This window comes from Streptomyces sp. NPDC059850, assembly GCF_042731515.1.
GTDB lineage: Bacteria > Actinomycetota > Actinomycetes > Streptomycetales > Streptomycetaceae > Streptomyces.
On record NZ_JBHWJI010000018.1, the window covers coordinates 1 to 16,052 of the forward strand.

13 protein-coding genes are annotated in these 16,052 nt (G+C 73.3%); 5 read left to right on the plus strand and 8 right to left on the minus strand.

Features of this window, described 5'->3' with window-relative positions:
* The 4 genes from ACFV9T_RS17000 to ACFV9T_RS17015 all read left to right on the plus strand — a co-directional run.
* A partial coding sequence (locus tag ACFV9T_RS17000; RefSeq protein WP_385440886.1) for a PaaX family transcriptional regulator C-terminal domain-containing protein occupies window positions 1–629 on the plus strand: 629 nt, incomplete at its 5' end.
* 68 nt (window positions 630–697) lie between these two features.
* Window positions 698–1,912 carry a cytochrome P450 gene (locus ACFV9T_RS17005; RefSeq protein ID WP_385440888.1) on the plus strand — a complete coding sequence of 405 codons (1,215 nt, stop codon included), beginning with the start codon at window positions 698–700 and terminating at the stop codon, window positions 1,910–1,912.
* A gap of 20 nt (window positions 1,913–1,932) precedes the next feature.
* Window positions 1,933–2,127 carry a ferredoxin gene (locus ACFV9T_RS17010; protein ID WP_385440890.1) on the plus strand — a complete coding sequence of 65 codons (195 nt, stop codon included), beginning with the start codon at window positions 1,933–1,935 and terminating at the stop codon, window positions 2,125–2,127.
* Window positions 2,128–2,140: 13 nt separating this feature from the next.
* Entirely contained in the window at window positions 2,141–2,812 is a 672-nt protein-coding gene (locus tag ACFV9T_RS17015; RefSeq protein ID WP_385440892.1) for a TetR/AcrR family transcriptional regulator, read from the plus strand.
* On the opposite strand, the gene ACFV9T_RS17020 is transcribed toward ACFV9T_RS17015, so the two are convergent.
* Complete coding sequence (locus tag ACFV9T_RS17020) at window positions 2,809–5,103, minus strand: bifunctional salicylyl-CoA 5-hydroxylase/oxidoreductase (protein WP_385440895.1); 2,295 nt, start codon at window positions 5,101–5,103, stop codon at window positions 2,809–2,811. The genes ACFV9T_RS17015 and ACFV9T_RS17020 overlap by 4 nt on opposite strands.
* Window positions 5,100–5,933: an enoyl-CoA hydratase family protein gene (locus ACFV9T_RS17025; protein WP_385440897.1), complete on the minus strand. Its 834-nt coding sequence runs from the start codon at window positions 5,931–5,933 to the stop codon at window positions 5,100–5,102. The genes ACFV9T_RS17020 and ACFV9T_RS17025 overlap by 4 nt, the downstream gene beginning before the upstream one ends.
* Window positions 5,934–6,130: 197 nt before the next feature.
* On the opposite strand from ACFV9T_RS17025, the gene ACFV9T_RS17030 reads away from it, so the two are divergent.
* Complete coding sequence (locus ACFV9T_RS17030; protein ID WP_385440899.1) at window positions 6,131–6,583, plus strand: ATP-binding protein; 453 nt, start codon at window positions 6,131–6,133, stop codon at window positions 6,581–6,583.
* A gap of 20 nt (window positions 6,584–6,603) precedes the next feature.
* Here ACFV9T_RS17030 and argF read toward each other — a convergent pair whose 3' ends face one another.
* The 6 genes from argF to ACFV9T_RS17060 all read right to left on the minus strand — a co-directional run bounded on the left by argF (window position 6,604) and on the right by ACFV9T_RS17060 (window position 16,052).
* Window positions 6,604–7,608, minus strand: coding sequence for an ornithine carbamoyltransferase (gene argF, locus ACFV9T_RS17035; protein WP_385440902.1), 1,005 nt, complete (start codon window positions 7,606–7,608; stop codon window positions 6,604–6,606).
* Window positions 7,609–7,757: 149 nt separating this feature from the next.
* Window positions 7,758–8,981, minus strand: coding sequence for an arginine deiminase (locus tag ACFV9T_RS17040; protein WP_385440905.1), 1,224 nt, complete (start codon window positions 8,979–8,981; stop codon window positions 7,758–7,760).
* A 68-nt stretch (window positions 8,982–9,049) separates the two neighbouring features.
* Window positions 9,050–9,808 (minus strand): hypothetical protein, encoded by a 759-nt coding sequence (locus tag ACFV9T_RS17045; protein WP_385440907.1) that lies wholly within the window; start codon window positions 9,806–9,808, stop codon window positions 9,050–9,052.
* Between the two features lie 14 nt (window positions 9,809–9,822).
* Entirely contained in the window at window positions 9,823–12,069 is a 2,247-nt protein-coding gene (locus ACFV9T_RS17050) for a hypothetical protein (protein WP_385440910.1), read from the minus strand.
* Window positions 12,070–12,324: 255 nt separating this feature from the next.
* The gene (locus ACFV9T_RS17055) at window positions 12,325–13,044 is read right to left on the minus strand and encodes a Crp/Fnr family transcriptional regulator (RefSeq protein ID WP_385440912.1); all 720 of its coding nucleotides are present in this window, start codon (window positions 13,042–13,044) and stop codon (window positions 12,325–12,327) included.
* Window positions 13,045–13,421: 377 nt separating this feature from the next.
* Entirely contained in the window at window positions 13,422–16,052 is a 2,631-nt protein-coding gene (locus ACFV9T_RS17060) for a polynucleotide kinase-phosphatase (protein WP_385441139.1), read from the minus strand.

Consider the following 16,052-nt stretch of genomic DNA (forward strand, 5'->3'; position numbering starts at 1 on the left):
CAGGGTACGCCCTGTCCGCCGACGCCCGCCAGCTCCTGGACGACGGCGACCACCGCATCTACCCCCGCCCCGCCGCCGGGCCCGACCGCTGGCTGCTCGCCGTCTTCTCCGTTCCCGAACAGGAGCGCAACAAGCGCCACTTGCTCCGCTCCCGCCTCTCCCGCCTCGGCTTCGGCACCGCCGCCCCCGGCGTCTGGATCGCCCCGGACCGCCTCTACGACGAGACCCGCCACACCCTGGAACGCCTCGGCCTCGCCTCCTACGTCGACCTCTTCCGCGGCGACCACGCGGGCTTCACCCCCACCGCCGAGGCGGTGAGCCGCTGGTGGGACCTGGACGAACTCGCCGCCCTCCACCACGCGTTCCTCACCGCCCACGCCCCCGTCCTCACCCACTGGACCCACCACGCCCCCACCCCCGAAGCCGCCTACCGCGACTACCTCCTGGCCCTCGACTCCTGGCGCCACCTCCCCTACGCCGACCCCGGCCTGCCTCCCGCTCTGCTCCCGCCCGACTGGCCCGGCGCCCGAGCCGCCGAGGTCTTCACGGCGCTGCACGAGCGGTTGCGCGACCCGGGCGCGGAGTACGCGGAGGCCTCGCTGCGCGGGACGAGCGACGCAATTCGCTAAGTCCGTTGATTTAATAAGACGCTCGTCTTACGGTGCTTGGAGGTCCCCGACACCGGAGGAGTCCCCCCATGACCGAAGCCATTCCTGACTACCCCTTCGATCAGCCGAACGTGCTGGAGCCCCCGCGCGAGTGGGCCGAGACGCGGGCCGGGTGTCCCGTGGCGCATGTGCGGATGCCCAGTGGGGATGTGGTCGGGCTGCTGACCGGGTACGACGAGGTGCGGGGGCTGCTGACCGATCAGCGGTTCAGCCGGAACCTCGACCGGAAGGGCGCGGCGCGCATGTCGACCACCGAGGACGGCGGGATGTTCAGCCGTCCCTCGCCCGGGGAGGTGGACAACAAGGAGGGGCCGGGGCACCGGCGGTGGCGGCGGCTGATCAGCCGGGCGTTCACGGTGAAGAAGATGGAGGCGTGGCGGCCGCGCGTGCAGGAGATGGCCGACGCGCTGGTGGACGACCTGGTGGCCAAGGGGTCGCCCGCGGATCTGCGCGCGGCGCTGGCGCTTCCGCTGCCGGTCCAGGTCATCTGCGCGCTGCTGGGCGCGCCGAGCGAGGACCAGGACCGGTTCGCGCGCTGGTCGGAGGTCCTGCTGACGCTGACGCGGTACACCCAGGCCGAAGTGGACGAGGCGCAGCGGGACTTCCACGCGTACGCGTCGGAGCTGGTCGAGCGCAAACGGGCGGAGCCGGGCGATGACCTGCTCAGTGAGCTGACGCAGATCTCCGACAGCGAGGACGGGCGGCTCAGCCATGACGAGCTGATCTCCACCGCGGTCGGCCTCCTGCTGGCGGGGCACGAGACGACGTCGAACATGATCCTGAAGATGACGGCGATGCTGCTGTCGGAGCGGGAGCGCTACGAAGCGGTGCTCGCCGACCCCGGGCTGGTGCCGGGTGTGGTGGAGGAAGCCCTGCGGATGGACGCGAACGGCGGGGTGGGCATCCCCCGGTTCATCACCGAGGACACGGAGGTCGGCGGGGAGCCGGTGGGCGCCGGGAGCACGCTGTTCGTCAATCTGCACGCGGCCAACCGGGACGAGCGCAAGTTCCCCGAGCCCGACCGGTTCGATCCGCGCCGCGAGAACAACGCCCAGCACCTCGCCTTCGGCGCGGGACCGCACTTCTGCGTCGGCCAGACGCTCGCCCGGGTGGAACTCCAGGTGGTGCTGGGGACGTTCGTCAGGCGGCTGCCCGAGCTGCGGCTGCGGGACGCTCCGGAGACGCTGCGCATCCGCGAAGGGGTCGCCGCGGGCGGGTTCGAGGACATGTGGATCACCTGGTGACGGACGGCGAGGAAGGTAGCATGAAGGTCACTGCTGACGAGGGGCTCTGCTGCGGCAGCGGGATGTGCGCGCTCAGGGCCGACCAGGTCTTCGACCAGCGGGAGGAGGACGGAATCGTGATCGTGCTGGACGGCGCTCCGCCGCCGGAACACCACGAAGCCGTCCGCGAGGCCGCCTCGGTGTGCCCGACCGGGGCCATCAGCCTGACGGAATGATCCCGCGGACACGATGACGCTTACCGGCCCGGCTGCCCCGCCGTCCGCACGCTCGGTGCTCGCGCGGGACAAACTCATGCGCACCGCCGAGCGGCTCTACGCCGAGCACGGCTTCGCCAACGTCTCGGTCAGGCAGATCAGCGAGGCAGCCGGGCAGCGCAACAACTCCGCTGTGCAGTACCACTTCGAGAGCCGTGAAGGGCTCATCAGGACGATCCTGTCGAGCCGCACCGCTCTGGTCGAGAAGCACCGCTTCGCCATGGTGGAGGCGCTGCGCGGGCAGGAGACGGTGTCGGTGGAGGCGCACTACCGCTGCCTGATCCTGCCGAACGTCGAGACGTACATCGAGGCGGGCACCCCCACGTGGTGCGCGCGCTTCTTCGCCCAGGCCCTGGTCGAACCGGCGCTCCGCGACTACGTCGTGCGCGAGCATCTGGACACCCCGTCCCTCCGCCTCCTGGACGAGATCGGCGCCATCCGCCGGGATGGCGTCCGCCCGGATCTCTTCGACCGGCACGCCACCATGGTGCGCCAGCTCTCCTCGCACGCCTTCGCCGAGCAGGAGTACGACCTGGCGAACGGCCATATCGACCCCGCCGATGCGGCGGATTCCTGGCGCGCGCTGGGCCGGGATCTGATCACGGCACTGTGCGGGCTCACCACCGCCCTGCTCGGGCCCCTCTAGAGCGCGAGTCGAGGTCGCGGGGCGTCCGTGCGGCCGGTCGGGGGTGTGCGGCTGCCCGACCGGTACGGGAGGGGCCAGGGGGCGGCGGGGCCCGTGTAATTCTGGTCGGCGGCGGCGTGCAGGGTCCAGTGGGGGTCGTACAGGTGCGGGCGGGCGAGGGCGCAGAGGTCGGCGCGGCCCGCCAGGATCAGGGAGTTGACGTCGTCCCAGGAGGAGATGGCGCCGACCGCGACGACGGGGACGCCGAGTTCGTTGCGGATGCGGTCGGCGTACGGGGTCTGGTACGAGCGGCCGTAATCGGGGGCCTCGTCGGGGACGACCTGGCCGGTGGAGACGTCGATGGCGTCGGCGCCATGGGCGGTGAAGGCGGCGGCGATGGCGACCGCGTCGTCCGCCGTGGTGCCGCCCTCGGCCCAGTCGGTGGCGGAGATACGGACCGTCATGGGGCGGTCGCCGGGCCAGACGGCGCGGACGGCGTCGAAGACCTCCAGGGGGTAGCGGAGGCGGGCGTCGAGGGAGCCGCCGTAGGCGTCGGTGCGGTGGTTGGTGAGCGGGGAGAGGAAGCTGGAGAGCAAGTAGCCGTGCGCGCAGTGGAGTTCGAGCAGGTCGAAGCCCGCGCGGGCGGCGCGCTCGGCGGCGCGGACGAACTGGTCGCGGACGGCGGCGAGCCCGGCGGCGTCCAGGGCGCGCGGGATCTGGTTGACGCCGGGGCGGTACGGGAGGGGCGAGGGGGCCACGAGGGGCCAGTTGCCGTGCGGGAGGGGCGCGTCGATGCCCTCCCACATGAGCCGGGTGGAGCCCTTCCGTCCGCTGTGGCCGAGCTGGACGCCCACGGCCACGCCCGGGGACCGCGCGTGCGCGAAGTCGGTGACGCGGCGCCAGGCGGTCTCGTGGGCGTCGTCGTAGAGGCCGGTGCAGCCGGGGGTGATACGGCCCTCCGGGCTCACGCAGACCATCTCCGTCATCACCAGACCGGCCCCGCCGAGCGCCCTGCCCCCGAGGTGGACGAGGTGGAAGTCGTCAGGGGTGCCGTCCTGGGCGGCGGAGTACATGTCCATGGGGGACACGACGACGCGGTTGCGGAGGGTGAGGCCACGGAGGCGGAAGGGGGTGAACATGGGCGGGGTGGCGGCCGGGACGGCGGCCTCGCGCTCCACCGCCTCCACGAACTCCGCGTCTCGCAGCCGCAGGTTGTCGTGGGTGACGCGGCGGCTGCGGGTGAGGAGGTTGAAGGCGAACTGCCGGGGCGGCTGGTCCAGATACAGCTCCAGGTTCTCGAACCACTCCAGGCTGGCGCGGGCGGCCCGCTGGGTGGAGGCGACGACCGGGCGCCGCTCGGCCTCGTACGCGGCGAGCGCGTCGGGGAGCGCGGGGTGCTCTTCGAGGCAGGCGGCGAGGGCGAGGGCGTCCTCGACGGCGAGTTTGGTGCCGGAGCCGATGGAGAAGTGGGCGGTGTGCGCGGCGTCGCCGATGAGGACCGTATTGCCGTGTGACCAGCGCTCGTTGACGACCGTACGGAACGCGGTCCACTGGGAGTGGTTGCCGCGCAGCGGATGGCCGCCGAGGGCGTCGGTGAACAGCTTCGCGCAGCGCTCGGTGGACTCGCGCTCGGTGCACCGGTCGAGCCCGGCCCGCCGCCACACCTCTTCGCGCGTCTCGATGATGACGGTGCTGGCGCCCGGCTCATACGGATAGCCGTGCAGCTGCATGACGCCGTGCTCGGTCTCGGCGATCTCGAAGCGGAAGGCGTCGAAGGCGATGTCGGCGGCGAGCCAGATGTAGCGGCAGCGGTGGGTGGTGACGCGGGGGCGGAACGCGTCGGCGAAGGCCTGGCGGGTGGCGCTGCCCGCCCCGTCGGCCGCGATGACCAGGTCGTACGTACGGGACAGCTGCTCGGCGGGCGGCGCCGGGGTGCGGAACTGGAGCCGTACGCCGAGGGCCTGGCAGCATTCGTGGAGGATGCGCAGCAGACGGCGGCGGCCGAGGGCGGCGAAGCCGTGGCCGCCGGAGGTGAGGATGTGGCCTCGGTGGGCCACGTCGATGTCGTCCCAGCGGACGAACTCCTCGCGGAGGGCCGCGTAGACGGCCGGGTCGGCGTGTTCGATGCCGCCGAGGGTCTCGTCGGAGAGGACGACGCCGAAGCCGAACGTCTCGTCGGGGCCGCCCCGCTCCCAGACGGTGATCTCGCGCCGCGGGTCGAGGCGGGCGAGCAGGGCCGCCGCGTAGAGGCCACCGGGGCCGCCGCCGACGACGGCGACGCGGAGGGGCCGGGTGGGTTCAAGGGTGGTCATCGGCCCTGCCAGCGCGGGGCGCGGCGGGCAGTGAACGCGGCGTGGAACTCGGCATAGTCCGCGCCGGTCATCAGCAGCGCCTGCGTCGAGGCGTCCATCTCGATCGCGGCGGACAGCGGCATGTCGAGTTCGGCGGTGAGCAGCGCCTTGGTCTGGGCGAGGGCGAGCGAGGGCCCGTCGGCCAGCCGCCGGGCGAGCGCCGCCGCCTCGTTCCCGGCCTGTCCCTCGTCGGACAGCACGCTGATCAGGCCGATGCGCTCGGCCTCGGGGGCGCGCACCGGTTCGCCGAGCATCAGCAGCCGGGTGGCGTGGCCGAGCCCCACCACGCGGGGCAGCAGATAGGCGGCGCCCATGTCGCCGCCGGAGAGCCCGACCTTGGTGAAGAGGAACGAGAAGCGGGCGGAGGGGTCGGCGACCCGGAAGTCGGCGGCGAGGGCGAGGACGGCGCCCGCGCCCGCGGCGGCGCCGTGCACGGCGGCCACCACCGGGAAGGGGCACTCCCGCAGCGCGCGGACCACCTGCCCGGTCATCCGGTTGAAGTCGAGCAGCTGACGGGTGTCCATGGCGAGGGTGGCGCCGATGATCTCGTCGACGTCGCCGCCGGAGCAGAAGCCGCGGCCCTCGCCGCCGAGCACGAGGGCCCGTACGGAGCCGTCGCGGGACAGCTCGGCCAGGAGGTCGCGCAGATCGGCGTAGGCGCCGAAGGTGAGCGCGTTGAGCTTCTCGGGGCGGGCGAGGGTGACGGTGGCGACGCCCTCGTCGAGGGAGAGGCGCAGATGCCGCCAGTCCTCGGTGCTGGTGCGGGGCGCGGAACCGGTGAACGGACTCATGGGGGCCATGGCCTCCTTCAGCCGTACGTCAGCTGGCTCTTCGAAGTTATCACCGTCCTGTGACTGTCGTCACGAGGGCGCGATAGGGCGAAAGTCCTCCCAAGAGTGGTCCGTGGTCCCTTCCGGCACTATCGTCCGCTTCATACCGTCAAGGGCTGCGGTATTTCCGCTCCTCGCCGACCGTCTGGAACCCGTACGTGCCCGAACCCCTGCACGCCGCCACTTGGCGCTTCGCACTGCCGCACACGACGGCCGCGGTGCCGCTGGCCCGCGCCCTGATCCGCAACACGCTGGCGGACATCGGCGCGCCCGTGAACGGCGACACGGCGGAGCTGCTGACGGCCGAGCTGGTCGCCAACGCGGTGCAGCACACGGATGGGGACGAGCCGATAGAGCTGGTGGTGGAGCTGGTGCCGACCGGCGGCTGGCAGGTCGAGGTGCACGACCAGGACCCGACGCCGCCCGGCGGCCCCACAAGACCCGCCAGCCCCGACAGCCCCGCCAGCCCAGCCAGACCCGACAGCTTCGCCGAACGGGGACGCGGGCTGCTGCTCATCCGGGCCCTCAGCGCCGACACCGGCTACCGCCCCACCCCCTACGGCAAGGCCGTATGGTTCACGCTCCCCCCGGCGGAAGCGGCAGAGGACTGAGCCCTGCGCCCCGCCGAGCGTCACTCCCCGCCGAGCGTCGCGACCAGCACCGCCTTGATGGTGTGCATACGGTTCTCCGCCTCGTCGAAGACGACCGAGTGCTCCGACTCGAAGACCTCCTCGGTGACCTCCAGCTCCGTCAGCCCGTGCCGCTCGTAGATCTCCCGGCCCACGTCCGTACCCAGGTCGTGGAAGGCCGGGAGGCAGTGCAGGAACTTCACGGCGTCGTTGCCGGTGGCGCGCAGCACGTCCATCGTCACCGCGTACGGCCCGAGCAGCGCTATCCGCTCGTCCCACACCTCCTTCGGCTCGCCCATGGACACCCAGACGTCGGTGGCGATGTAGTCCGCGCCGCGCACGCCGTCCTCGACGTCCTCGGTGAGCGTGATCCGGGCGCCGGAGGCCGCGGCCATCTGGCGCGCCAGCTCCACGATGGTGTTGTCCGGCCACAGCAGCTTGGGCGCGACGATCCGGACGTCCATGCCCAGCAGGGCACCGGTGACGAGGTAGGAGTTGCCCATGTTGTACCGGGCGTCGCCGAGGTAGGCGTAGGCGATCCGGTCCAGCGGTTTCTCGCTGTGCTCGGCCATGGTGAGGATGTCGGCGAGCATCTGAGTGGGGTGCCACTCGTCGGTGAGGCCGTTGTAGACCGGCACTCCGGCGTGGGTGGCCAGCGCCTCGACGACGCCCTGACCATGGCCTCGGTACTCGATCGCGTCGTACATCCGGCCGAGCACCCGCGCCGTGTCCTTGACCGACTCCTTGTGGCCGATCTGCGAGCCGGTCGGGTCGAGGTACGTGGTCGAGGCGCCCTGGTCGGCGGCGGCGACCTCGAAGGCGCAACGGGTGCGGGTGGAGGTCTTCTCGAAGATCAGGGCGATGTTCCTGCCGTGGAGACGGCGCGCCTCCGTGCCCGCGCGCTTGGCCGCCTTCAGCTCGGCCGACAGGTCGACCAGGTGCCGGAACTCCTCCGCTGTGAAGTCCAGCTCCTTGAGGAAGTGGCGGCCGGTGAGGTCAATCGCCATGGGGTGGGCTCCTAGATCGCGGCGGTCGAGCGGATGGAGAGAGCCGCAGCGCACACCACTGCGGCTTAAAGCCATGGAAGCATATACGAGGTACTGTATATATGCGGAAGACCGGTGGTAACCCCTTTGCGACGGCTCTCCCGCTACCGCTACACGGCGTCCCGCTCGACGGGGCAGCTCATACAGCGCGGCCCGCCCCGGCCCCGGCCCAGCTCGCTGCCCGGGATGTCGATGACCTCGATGCCGCGCTTGCGCAGGAAGGTGTTGGTCGTCGCGTTCCGCTCGTACGCGACCACCACGCCCGGCTCGACCGCCAGCACATTGCAGCCGTCGTCCCACTGCTCGCGCTCCGCCGCGTGCACGTCCTGGGTGGCGGTGAGCACCCGGATGGCGTCCAGGCCGAGGGCGGCGGCTATGGCCCGGTGCATGTGCTCCGGCGGATGGTCGGTGACCTTCAGCTCCCGGCTGCCCGCGCCCGGCTCGATGGTGTACGAGCGGAGCATCCCGAGCCCCGCGTACTGGGTGAAGGTGTCCCCGTCGACCATCGTCATCACGGTGTCGAGGTGCATGAACGCGCGCCCCTTGGGCATGTCGAGCGCCACGATCGTACGAGCGGAACCGGCCTCGAAGAGCCGGTGCGCCAGCATCTCCACCGCCTGCGGGGTGGTCCGCTCGCTCATGCCGATCAGCACCGCGCCCTTGCCGATCACCAGCACGTCGCCGCCCTCGATCGTCGAGGGGTACGCGGCCTGGCCCTCCGACCAGACGTGGAAGTCCTCGTCCGCGAAGAGGGGGTGATGGCGGTAGACGGCCTCGTAGTGCACCGTCTCGTGCCAGCGGGCGGGCCAGCGCATCGCGTTGATGGCCACCCCGTCGTACACCCAGGCGGACGCGTCCCGCGTGAAGAGGTGGTTGGGGAGCGGGTTCACCAGGAAGTCGTCGGGCTCCATGGCGTGGAAGCGGATGGAGACCGGCTCGGGGAACCGCGCCAGATACTCGCGCTTCGTCATGCCGCCGATCAGCGCCTCGGTCAGCTCCGGGGCGGTCAGCTCGTCGAAGGCCTCGCGCAGCCGGTCGGTGGCCAGCGGGCCGTACTCCTTCTCGTCGAAGACCCGGTCCAGCACCAGGTCCCGCGCCTTGGGCAGGGCCAGGCTCTCGGCCAGCAGGTCACCGAAGAGATGCACCTCGACGCCCCGGTCGCGCAGCACGTCCGCGAATCCGTCGTGCTCCTGGCGGGCCCGGCGCACCCACAGGACGTCGTCGAAGAGGAGCGCGTCCCGGTTGGTGGGGGTGAGCCGCTTCAGCTCCAGATCGGGACGGTGCAGAATGACGCGGCGCAGCCGCCCGGCCTCCGAGTCCACATGGAATCCCATGATTCCATCTTCGCCGCTCCGGGCCCGGTGCGGATGACCCGCGACACAAGTCGTGACCAAGGCTCCGGCTAAAAGGCGGCCAGGATGACGATCAGGACGAGGGCGACGGCCAGGAAGCCGAGCAGGGCCGAGACCCAGAGCTGACCGGGCTGAAGATCGATACGGCCGACGTCTTCGGCGCCGCCGCGACGGAAGACGGGGCGACGGGCTCTGCGGGAAGCGACCGTCGCTCGCTCCCGGCACTTCTCATGCTCCCGGCACTCCTCGGCCAGGCCGCCGACCAGCGCCTTCCAGCCCTTCTCGCCGAAGCCGGTGGCCTGCCGCGCGGCGACGATACGGCGCACCACCTCGCGCCCCGCGCCGTCGCCCGCCGCCCACAGCCCGGGCAGGACGCACGTCATCAGCTCGGGTACGGCACCCCGGTCGGCGTACGGGCGCACCAGGCCCTCGTACAGCATCAGCGCGTTGCGCACCCGCAGACGGCCGCCGCCGCCCGGCTGATCGAGGTAGAGGTGGGCGATCAGCACCTTCTCGCAGACCGCGTCGGCGAGCCGGGGCCCGCGCTCGGGGGCGCGGCGCACCAGTTCGACGACGACGCGGGTGGCCCGGTCGGCGGGCAGCCCCGCGTCGAGCGCGCTCAGCAGCAGCCCGTCGTCGGCCTCGCGCAGCGCCGCGGGGAGGGCGTCGCCGCCGTGGCGCAGCGCCTCGTGCAGGGTGCGCAGGGTGCGTACGGCGGTCACCGGCGCGTGGTCCCGTTCTGTGTCCTGCCTGCACTTCGTGTCCTGCGTGTACTCCGTGTCCTGCGTGTACTCCGTGTCCTTCACCATCGACGTCCCTCTCCTCACAGCGCTTCCAGCACCTCCCGGATCCGGGTGGCCGCCCGTACGTCGAGCGGTTCGTCACCGTCGTGCGCCAGCCGGGGCAGGAAGCCGTACAACACCGCCAGTTGGCGGTCGTCGCGGGCGGCCTGCCGGATCCAGCCGACCAGCGCGTCTTCGGCCGCGGCCGCCGACCGGGCCCAGGTCAGGGCGGCCCGCAGCAGCTCGGCGAGGAGCGGTGTGCTGCCCGGGCGGGCGGCCAGCAGCGCGGTGGCCAGCGGCCAGGCGGCGTACGGCTCCAGCTCCGGCACCTCGCACAGCCCCCACAGATGCGAGGTGCGGGTGGTGACGGCGCGCAGCACCGTCACCAGCGCGAGGTCCCGGCGCGGCCGCCGGGTGTCGTGCAGCCAGTGGACGAGCACGCCGAGCACGGCGTCGGGCTCCGTCCCGGCCAGCAGCCGCAGCACGCTGTACGAGGTGATCCGGCCGTCGTCCTCGTACGCCAGCCGGGCCAGCTCCTCCAGGGACGCCTGGACGGAGCCCGCGGCGAGGCCGTAGCCGTGGGCGAGGACCGCCGTCTCGCGCTCGCGTGCGTCGTCGCCGAGCGCCCAGCCGCGCAACAGGCCGTCCACGGCGGGCCGTACGCCGTCGTCGCGGGCCGCCTCGGCGAGCGCGGTGGCGGCCGCCATCCGCTGCACCGGGCTGTCGGCGCGGGCCAGCGGCAGCAGCAGTTCGACGAAGCCGTACAGATAGTCGCGGGCGCAGAGCACGCCCGCGGCGACCGCCGCGCGCACCCACACCTGCGGGCGCGGGTCGTCGCACAGGGCGCGCAGCCAGCGGGCCATCGGGCCGCGGACGTTGTGGTGGCCGTCCCACGCCTCGTACAGCACCGCGGCCGCCAGCCGCCGCCCCTGGAACCGGACCGCGCGGACCGGGACCGACGCGTCGCCCAGGTCCTCCACGCCGTCGCCGCACACCGCGCGCGCCGCGGCGAGCCCGGCCCCGGGGCGGACGGCGAACAGCGTGCGCCCCGGCGCGTACTGGGGGTCGAGCGTGACGGCCAGCTCCCAGGTCAGCAGCTCGGCGGCCTCGGCGGTGAGGCTGTGCGCGGAGCCGTTGAAGACGGCGAGCGCGATCCGCAGCGCCGCCGTCCGCAGGGCGGGCAGCGCGGCGGGCAGGGTCCCGGGCCGCCCCGCGCCGTCGAACCACGCGCGGGCCTGGTCCGGCGCGAAGGCCCGGCAGCGCTCCAGCAGCCCTTCGTCGGACAGCCGCCCCTCGGCGTGGGCGGCGAGCTGCCGGGCGAGCCGGGCGGCCTCCCCGGGACGCGGCTCGTCCAGCCCGAGGGCATCGGCCACATCGGGCCGGGCGGCGGTGGCGCGGGCGAGGACGAGCAGCTCGGCGGGCTCGTCCGCGAGCAGGTCCACCAGGTGCCGGTCCAACACCTCGGCGGCGTCCGGGGGCTCGTACGGTACGGCGTGACGCCGGGCACTCAGCAACCGGTCGGCGACCGGACCCCCCGCGAGCAGCACGACACCGAACGCCCCGCGCTCGGCGAAGCGGGCCCGCAGCCGGTCCAGGAGGGGCCCGAGGCGATCGGGGACGTCGTCGGCGGGGAGTTCGAACAGATAGCCCCGCCCGCGCACGGGCTGCCACCCGCCGCAGGCAAGACCGAGCAGATCCCCAACCCCCAACCGAATGACGCCCCCACCCGCCAGTTGGGCGGGCGCGGCGGGGTCGGCCGAGTCAGCCGGTCCGTCGGGCCCAGCCAAGGCGGTGGACGCGGTCGAGCCAGACAGCCCAGCGGGCCCAGCCAAGCCCGTGGGCCCGGCCGAGCCGGTCAGCCCGGCGAGTTCGGCCGAGAGGGGCGGACCGGCGTGCTCGGCCGCGTCCGCCGGTCCTCCGTGGCCCGTCGCCTCGGCGAGGAGCGCGAGGCCGGTCCAGGTGCGGCCGGTGCCGGATTCGCCGCACAGGGCGAGGAGATGGGTGCGCCGCAGTTGTTCCCGCATTGCGGCGTAGCCGGGGGCGGGCCGGTAGACGCGGCGCAGCAGCGCCAGCTCCTCGCGGGTGACCGGGCCTTCGGGGAGCGGACGGTGTTCGTCGCCGCCGGGCGGACGCGGCGGGCCGTCGGTGAGGCGCAGATGGGCGCGCGCCTCGCGCGCCGTGCGGGCGCCGCCCGCCTCGCCCGCGCCGTCCAGCGGGCCGCCCCTCGGGATGTCCAGCCGCCGCGGGCCCGGGTCCGCCGGGCTGCCGATGCCGTCCGGTCCGCTCATCGCCCGCCGCCCTTCATGCCGTGGTCCCCGTACGTCCTCGGGGGTGGCGCCTTGGGACGGAGCCCGAAGCGGGCGGCGAGACCTCTCCCCCGATCCGTCCCGCCGCCCTTCTCCGGTGCCAGGCGCTGGGCCGTGTGCACCCCCGTCGCACACGGTCCCGTTCGCCTGCGCCTCCATCAGGGTGGGCCGGGGGCGGGACGGGGGCTGTAGCCGTTTACACAGTCGCGCGAATTCGCGGGGCGTGCGCGCCCGCGCTCATTCGCAGGGGCGCGCCGGGATGTGCTCCCCCGTCGCGCGCCCCTCGGCCAGCAGCCGCAGCAGTCCGATGTCCTGCACCTCGAAGCGGCGCGACGCGGTCCGTACGACGCCCTGGTCGCGCAGCAGCCGCAGCGCCTTGGCGACGGCCTCCCGGGTCGAGCCCACGGCGGCCGCGATGTCGTGCTGCGGCAGCGGCAGATCGACGGCGATGGCCCCGCCGGGACCGGCATGGCCGGTGCGTTCGGCGATCTCGACCAGCCGGGCGGCCAGCCGCTGGAGCACCTTCTCGGAGGCGAGGGAGCGCCGTTCACCGTCGGAGCTGCGCAGCCGGGAGCTGAACTGACGCATGATCAGCACGGTCGCGACCGGCCGCGCGGCCAGATAGGCGCGGAACCGGTCGCCGGAGACCACGACCGCCTCCATCCGGCCGAGCGCGGTGACGGTGGCGCTGCGCGAACCGTGATCCACCGCGGCCTGGTCCCCCACCACCTCACCCGCACCCCGTAACGCCAGAATCAGCCGCACGCCGCGCTCGGTCTCCACGGAGACGGTGGCCCAGCCGGAGACGATCGCGACGACGAAGGTGGTGCGGTCGTGCTCGCGCAGCACGACCTCGGAGGGGCCGTACGTCCGCGGGCTGCCGAGCGCGAGCAGGGCGCGCCGGTCGTCGGCGGGAAGCGCGTACAGAAAAGGCCGACCGTCCTCGAAAAGACTCATCCGCCCTCCCGCCTCACTGGGACACTCGTCAGGTCGCGGAGAACCGATGGGTATGACGAGCACGCTAGGCAGCTGGCACGGGCACGTCAATGGCCCGGGACGGAACCGGTGCGCCCCGGGCGGACCTGCGGCGGAATCCGTTCGAACACCCCTGCACTCCCCCGCCCGCCACCAGCGTCCGCACCCCCGCGAACCCCCACCGCCGCGACCGCGGCGAGCCCGGCGGCCACCGCCGCGAAGACCCAGCTCCCGCGCAGCGCGCCCGGGTCCGGCCGCCGCCCGCCTCGGGGCCGGGCGCGGCCGGGACCCGCGGCCGGGCCCGAAGCGGGGCGGGTGGGGTCGCCGTCGGCGTGGTCCGCCCCGGCCCGTCCGTGCCGCTACAGCCGGGGGTCCACCGGTTCCGACTCCAGGGCCAGCACCGCGAACACCGCCTCGTGCACCCGCCACAGCGGCTCACCGTCCGCCAGCCGGTCCAGCGCCTCCAGGCCCAGCGCGTACTCCCGCAGGGCGAGCGAGCGCTTGTGGCCGAGGTGGCGCTGGCGCAGTCGGTCCAGGTTCTCCGGGCGGGTGTACTCCGGGCCGTAGACGATCCGCAGATACTCCCGGCCCCGGCATTTGACGCCCGGCTGGACCAGTCGGCCGTCGCCCTTGCGGACGAAGCCCTGGAGCGGTTTGACGACCATGCCCTCGCCGCCCGCCTCCGTCAGCTCCAGCCACCACGCGACGCCCTCGGCCACCGACGCGTCGTCCTCGGTGTCGACGATCAGGCGGCGGGTGGGGGTGAGCAGCGGGCCGCGCTCCGGCACGGGCTTCTCCGGCACGGGCTTCTCCGCCTCGATCATGCGGTCGATCAGGGCGAGTTGCCGGTCGTGCGGGAGCGAAGCGAGGCTGCGGCCCTGGGCGGCCAGGATCTGGAACGGAGCCATCCGTACGCCGTCCAGCCCGTCGACCGGCCAGCAGTAGCGCCGGTACGCCTCGGTGAACGCGGCCGCGTCCACGGCCCGTCCGCGCTGCTTGTCGAGGAGCGCGGACACCTCGACGCCGCGCGCCGCCGCGCCCTCCAGCGCCGAGAGCACCCCGGGGAAGACGGCGCCCGAGGCCGCGCCCACCGCCGCGTACTGATTGCGCAGCAGCCCCGCGGCCTTGAGCGACCACGGCATCAACTCGGCGTCCAGCAGCAGCCAGTCGGTCTCCAGCTCCTGCCACAGACCGGCGCCCTCGACGCCGCCGCGCACCCCGTCGAGGACGGACTCGGCCAGCCGCGGGTCGTCGAAGAACGGCCGCCCGGTGCGGGTGTACACCATGCCGGATACGCCCTCGGGCGCCCCGAAGCGCTCCTTCGCCACCTCCGCGTCGCGGCAGACCAGCGCCACCGCCCGGGAGCCCATGTGCTTCTCTTCGCAGATCACCTGGCGCACCCCGTCCGCGCGGTAGGCGGCGAACGCCTCCGCTGGGTGCTCCAGGTAGTGTCCATCAGCGGCTCCGCCGCGGGCGTCCTCGGCGGAGGTGGCGGCGGGCGCCATGGTGGGCGGGAGGTAGGCGAGCAGCCGCGGGTCGACGGCGAAGCGGCTCATGACCTCCAGGGCCGCCGCCGCGTTCTCCTCCTTGACCGCGATCCGGCCCATGTGCCGGGTCTCGACGATACGGCGGCCCCGCACATCGGCGAGGTCGAGCGGACGTCCCTCCGTGCCGCCCGGCGCCTCGTTGCCCAGCGGTCTGACCGGCTCGTACCAGACCTGCTCGGCCGGGACGTCCACGATCTCGCGCTCCGGCCAGCGCAGCGCGGTCATCCGGCCGCCGAAGACACAACCGGTGTCCAGGCAGAGGGTGTTGTTGAGCCACGACGCCCGAGGGGTCGGGGTGTGTCCGTAGACGACGGCCGCGCGGCCCCGGTAGTCCTCGGCCCACGGATAGCGCACCGGCAGGCCGAACTCATCGGTCTCACCAGTCGTCTCCCCGTACAGCGCGTGCGAACGCACCCGGCCCGACGTGCGGCCGTGGTACTTCTCGGGCAGCCCGGCGTGACAGACCACCAGCGCCCCGCCGTCCAGCACATAGTGGCTGACCAGCGACTCGATGAACGCCTTGGCCCGGTCGGCGAACTCCGGGTCCGCGGTGTGCTCGCGGTCCAGCTGCTCGACCGTCTCGGCGAGCCCGTGGGTGAGTTTGACCTTGCGGCCCTTGAGATACCGGGCGAGCTTGTGCTCGTGGTTGCCGGGCACGCACAGCGCCGTCCCGGAGGCGACCATGCCCATCACCAGGCGCAGCACCCCGGGGCTGTCCGGCCCGCGGTCGACGAGGTCGCCGACGAAGACGGCGGTGCGCCCCTCGGAGTGGACCGCGTCGACCGGGCGGCCCTGCCCGTCGCGGCGCAGGGCGTATCCGAGCTTGCCCAGCAGGGTCTCCAGCTCGGAGCGGCAGCCGTGGATGTCGCCGATGATGTCGAACGGACCGGTGAGGTGGCGCAGATCGTTGTAGCGGCGCTCGGTGACGATCTGCGCGGCCTCGACCTGCTCTGCGCCGCGCAGGATGTGCACCTTGCGGAACCCCTCGCGCTCCAGGGACTTCAGAGAGCGGCGCAGCTCGCGGCGCTGGCGCGGGATGACGTGGGTGGGCATACCGGCCCGGTCGGGCCGGGCCGCGTTGCGCCGCGCGCATTCGCCCTCGGGGATGTCGAGGACGATCGCGACCGGGAGGACGTCGTGCTCGCGCGCCAGCTGGATCAGGCTACGGCGCGCCTCGGGCTGGACGTTGGTCGCGTCGACCACGGTCAGCCGCCCGGCCGCCAGCCGCTTGCCCACGATGTAGTGGAGCAGCTCGAAGGCGTCCGAGGTGGCGCTCTGATCGTTCTCGTCGTCGGAGATCAGGCCCCGGCAGACGTCGGACGAGACGATCTGGGTGGGCGGGAAGTGGCGCCGGGCGAAGGTGGACTTGCCGGAGCCGGTGGTGCCGACGAGGACCACGAGGGACAGGTCGGGCACGCCGAGGCTGCGCCTGTCAAGCGTCAT